The sequence below is a fragment of the Sutterella sp. genome (assembly GCF_052272535.1).
Taxonomy (GTDB): Bacteria; Pseudomonadota; Gammaproteobacteria; order Burkholderiales; family Burkholderiaceae_F; genus Sutterella.
In genome coordinates this window covers 1-5042 of the sequence record NZ_DAVZJY010000179.1, presented here as the reverse complement: position 1 = coordinate 5042, position 5042 = coordinate 1, and the positions used below count along the sequence as shown (strand labels likewise).

Here is a 5042-nt window from a genome sequence, read left to right as displayed (position 1 = left end):
GGAGGGCGGAGCCCTCCCTGAGGACGGCCTCACGAAACTGCTCGAACCTGAGGATCCTCTTGAGCATCGAGAGGACAGAGATGGCAAGAAGCGCTCAGGACATTTGAAACGGCATTTCCTCAGAGCTACCCACAACCATGCCTGAAGAGCCGGAAAATGAGACTTTCACCCAATGCGTGCGGCGTTTCCGCCGTGTATGATGATTCCAGAAATCTTCATACACTGCTCCCATGTCCTGCCACCTTCACTACCGCGCCGCCCAGAGAAGCCGCCTGCTCCTCACCGGGCTTTTGGGCGCGCTGCTCGCCGCGCTCTTCTTCGCGGACCTCGCGACGGGATCTTCGGGGCTCGGCCGGCGGGAGATCATCGAAGGCCTCCTAGCAGGCCCCGGAGCCGAAGATCCGCAGGCACTCATCCTCTGGTCGCTCAGGCTGCCGATGACGCTCACGGCGCTCTGCGTGGGCGCGGCCCTTTCGCTCGCGGGCCTCGGGATCCAGACGATCACCGCCAACGCGCTCGCGAGCCCCTCGACCCTCGGCATCACTTCCGGGGCGAGCTTCGGCGCGGCGCTGGCGATCACGGCCGGCGCGACGATCGCGGGCGAACTCTGGCTCGGCACCATCGCCGCGGCCTTCGCCGCCGCCCTCCTGATCTGCGCCTTGATCCTCGCGCTCGGCAGCCTGCGCGGCATGACGCCCGCCACGCTCATTCTCGCGGGCATCATCATGAACTTCTTCTTCATGGCGCTCCAGCAGCTCCTCGTCTACCTCGCCTCGCCCGAGACGGCGCAGCTGATCAACGGGTGGACCTTCGGCAACCTCGAGCGCTCGGGATGGCTTTCGACCGCCGCGGCCGCAGGGGCGGTGCTCCTCGGACTCGTTCTCCTCGCGCCGGCCGCCTGGCAGCTCACGACGCTCTCGATCGGCGAGGAGCGCGCGAAGAGCCTCGGCGTCAAGGTCGCGCGCCTGCGGCTTCTCGTCTTCACCACCGCCTCGATTCTCATTGCCGCGTCGGTGAGCTTCATCGGCACGATCGGCTTCGTGGGGCTCGTCGCTCCGCACTGCGCGAAGCTCCTCCTGGGCGACGATCAACGGTTCCTCATTCCGGCCTCGATTCTCTTCGGCGGGATCATCCTGCTCCTCTCGTCACTCATCGCGAAGCTCCTCTCCTCGGGCGCGATGCTCCCCGTCGGGATCGTCACTTCGATCGCGGGCGTGCCCTTCCTTCTCATCCTGCTGCTGCGCTCCCGGAGGGACTGCTGAAAGATGGCGCTTCTTCTCACCGTCCAAAACCTCTCGGTCGCCTTCGGCGGCCGCACGATCCTCTCAGACCTCTCCTTCACCGCGCACGCGGGAGAGCTCGTCGCGGTCGTGGGGCAGAACGCCGCCGGCAAGACCACGCTCCTCAAGGCCGTCGCGGGCCTCATCCCGCACGACGGAGAGGTCCTGCTCACCGAGGACGGCCGCACGCTCCCGGCCGGGTCGATCGCCTACCTTCCACAATTGACGCAGGTCTCAAGCCGCCTCTCCGTCTTCGAGATGGTGATGCTCGGCCTCGGACGGCGCCTCTCCTGGCGCGTCACCCCCGACGTCTTCGAGCGGGTCGATGAAACCCTTCACGCGATGCAGATCGCACACCTCGCCGACCGCCCGGTCGCCGCCCTCTCGGGCGGACAGAAGCAGCTCGTCTTCATGGCGCAGGCCTTCGTCTCCCGCCCGCGGGTGCTGCTTCTCGACGAACCGACGAGCGCGCTCGACCTGCGTCACCAGCTGATCGTCATGGAGGCGGCGCGCGCCTACGCCGAACGCACGGGCTCCATCGCCCTCGGGATCGTCCACGACCTGATGCTCGCCGCCCGCTTCTCAACGAAGCTCCTGATGCTCGCCCAAGGGCGCATCCGCCGCTACGCCCCGCCCGCCGAGGTCCTCACGCCCGAAGAGCTCTCCGCCGTCTACCGCGTCGAGGCGTCGGTCGAGCGGACGGCGGCCGGATTCCTCACCGTGATCCCCGAGCGCCCGCTTGACGTGGACGACGGGACCCACGGCCATGTGCACCCGCACGACCACGAACACCACCACGCGGCAACCGCCCCGAAATGAAGCGCCGCTCGCGCTCCGCCTCTCCCCGACACCCCCTCCCAAAGGAACATCTTCACCATGTCCGCCCCCCTCACGACCGATCTGAGCCGCGCCGTCTCGCACTACTGGGACACCCGCGCGGAGGGCTACAGCCGCCGCACGATGGATGAATTGGACGGGTCGCTCAACGGCGAATGGGCCGAGAAGCTCGCGAGCCTCCTCGACCTGCCCGAAGGCGCGTGCGTCGCCGACGTCGGCTGCGGCCCGGGACTCTTTGCGCTCCTCGCCGCCCGCATGGGTTGCCGCGCCGCCGGGTGCGACGCCTCGCCCGAGATGCTCGTCCGCGCCCGCGAAAACGCCCGCCGCGCCGGCCTCGACGTGGACTTCGTCCTTGCGGACGCCGCGGACCTCCCCTTTGAAGACGGCTCGCTCTCGGCGGTTCTCTCACGCTACGTCGTCTGGAACCTTCCCAACCCGCGCGAGGCCTTCCGCGAGTGGCTGCGCGTTCTGAAGCCGGGCGGCCTCATCGTCTACGCCGACGGCAACCACTACCGCTACCTGAACGATCCGGACTACGCCCGCGCCTACGCCATGGAGCCCGTCCCCTACGGTCACGCGGACCAATTCGTCCTGAACGTCGACACCCGCCCGATGGAGCGCATCGCCCGCACGCTCCCGCTCACGAGCGCGGACCGCCCGGGCTGGGACGTCGAGACGCTCCTCGAAATGGGCCTCACCGACATCATCATCTGCCACCCGCAGACCACCGAAGTGGTGAACCCGGAAACGGGCGCGAAGCGCACGATCGTGAAGGAATTCATGATCGCCGCGCGCAAGGCCCTCGGCTGACCGGCGACGCCCTCCTGCACGAAACATCCAGAAAACGGCGGCCGCACGGCCGCTCTGCGCAACAAACTTCAAGGAACTCTCCATCCATGCTTACCCGTCGCACGATCCTCGGCTTTACGGGCGCCTTGAGCGCCCTGTCGCTTCTCCCCGCCGACGGCGCCTTCGCCGCCGAGACGCTGCCCACGCTCCCGCCCAAGGGCGTCTGGCCCGTCACGTTCGAGGACGTGTCGGGGCGGAAGGTGACGCTCACCCGAGCGCCCGAGCGCATCATCGTCGGCAACTACATCGCGAACTTCCTTCTCGTGGGCGGCGGCGCCGCGCTCAAGAAGGTGGTCGGCATGACGCAGGACCACTGGGAGAGCACCCGCACGGGCGAATACCGCGTCTTCACGCGCGCCTTCCCCGAGCTCCTCAAGATCCCCTCGATCGGCGGCTACCACGACGACATCCTCAACGTGGAGCGGATTCTGTCGCTCAGGCCCGAGGTGCTCCTCATCAACCGCACGCAGTTCGCCGCCAACAACGCCCGCGTAGACGTACTCGAGCGCTCCGGCATCCGCGTGGTCGTGATCGACTACCACGCGATGAAGCTTGAGAACCACGTGCGCTCGACGCGCATCATCGGCCGCATGCTCGAGCGCGACGACGTCGCCGAGGCGCTCTGCGGCGAATGCATCGAGGGGCTGCGCGACGTGGACGCGCGCATCGCGAAGATTCCCGACACCGGGAAGCACCGCACGGCCTACATGGAGCTCGGCAACCTCGGCCCCACGCAGTATGGCAACACCTACAACGGCACGATCCTCTGGGGCGCGATCATGAAGCGCATCGGCGCGGCGAGCATCGCCGAAAACCTCCGCGAACCCTACGGCGCGCTCACGCGTGAGTACGTACTCTCGCACCGTCCCGAAATGATCATCATCGGCGGGAGCCTCTGGAACAACAACGCCGCCGACCAGATGAAGATGGGCTTCACGGTGCCGCGCGAAGAGGCCGTGAAGCGCCTCCTCACCTTCAAGGCCCGCCCGCTCTGGCAGAGCCTCCCCGCGGTGAAGACGAACGACCTCTACGCCGTGGACCACGGAAGCCTGCGCTCGATCATCGACTGGCACTTCACGCTCTTCTTCGCGAAGATCTTTTATCCGGAGCACTTCCGCGACGCCGACCCCGAGGCGCAGATCCTCGCGACCTACCGCAGGTACCTCCCCGAGATCGACCCGCAGGGTACGTTTACGCTGAGCCTCAGGAAGCTTTGAGAAGAACGCGTGCGGGACCCAAGAGCTCCTTCCTCCATGACGACGGGCCGCCTCCTCTGCCGGAGTGCGGCCCGTCCTTTGTTCTGGTCTACTCTTCCGGCCTTTTGGTTCAGACCTCTGGTTCAGATTTTCTCCCGTCAGTCCTTTAGGGCCTTCAGAGAGCAACGCCCCCTGCCCTCACCCTTGCTTTCGGCGAACGTGCATTCCGAGGTCCCGAAGGCGGCGGTCATCTTGCCGAGGAGCACCTCGAGCTGGTCGGCCTCCGCTTCGGTGAGGCCACGGCAGAGCGATTCGTTCATGCGGTCGGAGATCTCGTCCATCAGGGGACGGAGCGCCCGCCCCTTGTCGGTGAGGCGGATCACGCTTGCACGACCGTCGCTCTCCGACGGGGTCTTCACGACGTAGCCCTGCTTCTCGAGGCGGTCCACCATCACGCAGGCGGTGGACTTGGTGCGGTGGATCTTCTCGGCAACCGCGGTGAGGGTCTGCCCCTCCTCCCGGAAGAGCACCTCGAAGATGTCGCCGCAACTCGTCGTGAGTTCCTCGAGACTGGCCTCCTTCATGGCCGCGAGAAGGCTACGGCGGCCTTCTTCATGTACGCGCGCCGCAAGGGACAGGATGGCTCGGTTCTTCATCGGTCAATATCCAGGGAAATTCGAGGAAAACCAATATAGTAGCAGACAATCGGGTAGGAGGCATGGGATTAATTCCCATGCCGTCCTCCCACACCACCGTACGTACGGATCCGTATACGGCGGTTCTTATTAACCGGATTGCTATTTAGTTGACAAATCGTATTTTCGGTGACTTTTACGCCGCTTTAGCGTAGCGCGTCGTCGGCGCATCGAAACAAGCGCGG

Annotated in this window: 5 protein-coding genes; 4 read left to right on the top strand and 1 reads right to left on the bottom strand. The window is 66.1% G+C overall.

Annotated features, from left to right (window positions below):
* Positions 1 to 230 precede the first annotated feature (230 nt).
* The 4 genes from ACT6Y9_RS08615 (at position 231) to ACT6Y9_RS08600 (ending at position 4183) form a co-directional block, all read left to right on the top strand.
* Entirely contained in the window at positions 231 to 1262 is a 1032-nt protein-coding gene (locus ACT6Y9_RS08615) for a FecCD family ABC transporter permease (RefSeq protein ID WP_443744238.1), read from the top strand.
* A gap of 3 nt (positions 1263 to 1265) precedes the next feature.
* Positions 1266 to 2099, top strand: a complete 834-nt coding sequence (locus ACT6Y9_RS08610; protein ID WP_443744237.1) for an ABC transporter ATP-binding protein — start codon at positions 1266 to 1268, stop codon at positions 2097 to 2099.
* 57 nt (positions 2100 to 2156) lie between these two features.
* The gene (locus ACT6Y9_RS08605) at positions 2157 to 2927 is read left to right on the top strand and encodes a class I SAM-dependent methyltransferase (RefSeq protein ID WP_443744236.1); all 771 of its coding nucleotides are present in this window, start codon (positions 2157 to 2159) and stop codon (positions 2925 to 2927) included.
* Between the two features lie 86 nt (positions 2928 to 3013).
* The gene (locus ACT6Y9_RS08600) at positions 3014 to 4183 is read left to right on the top strand and encodes an ABC transporter substrate-binding protein (protein ID WP_443744235.1); all 1170 of its coding nucleotides are present in this window, start codon (positions 3014 to 3016) and stop codon (positions 4181 to 4183) included.
* A 137-nt stretch (positions 4184 to 4320) separates the two neighbouring features.
* On the opposite strand, the gene ACT6Y9_RS08595 is transcribed toward ACT6Y9_RS08600, so the two are convergent.
* Positions 4321 to 4818, bottom strand: coding sequence for a MarR family winged helix-turn-helix transcriptional regulator (locus ACT6Y9_RS08595; RefSeq protein ID WP_443744234.1), 498 nt, complete (start codon positions 4816 to 4818; stop codon positions 4321 to 4323).
* Positions 4819 to 5042 lie beyond the last annotated feature (224 nt).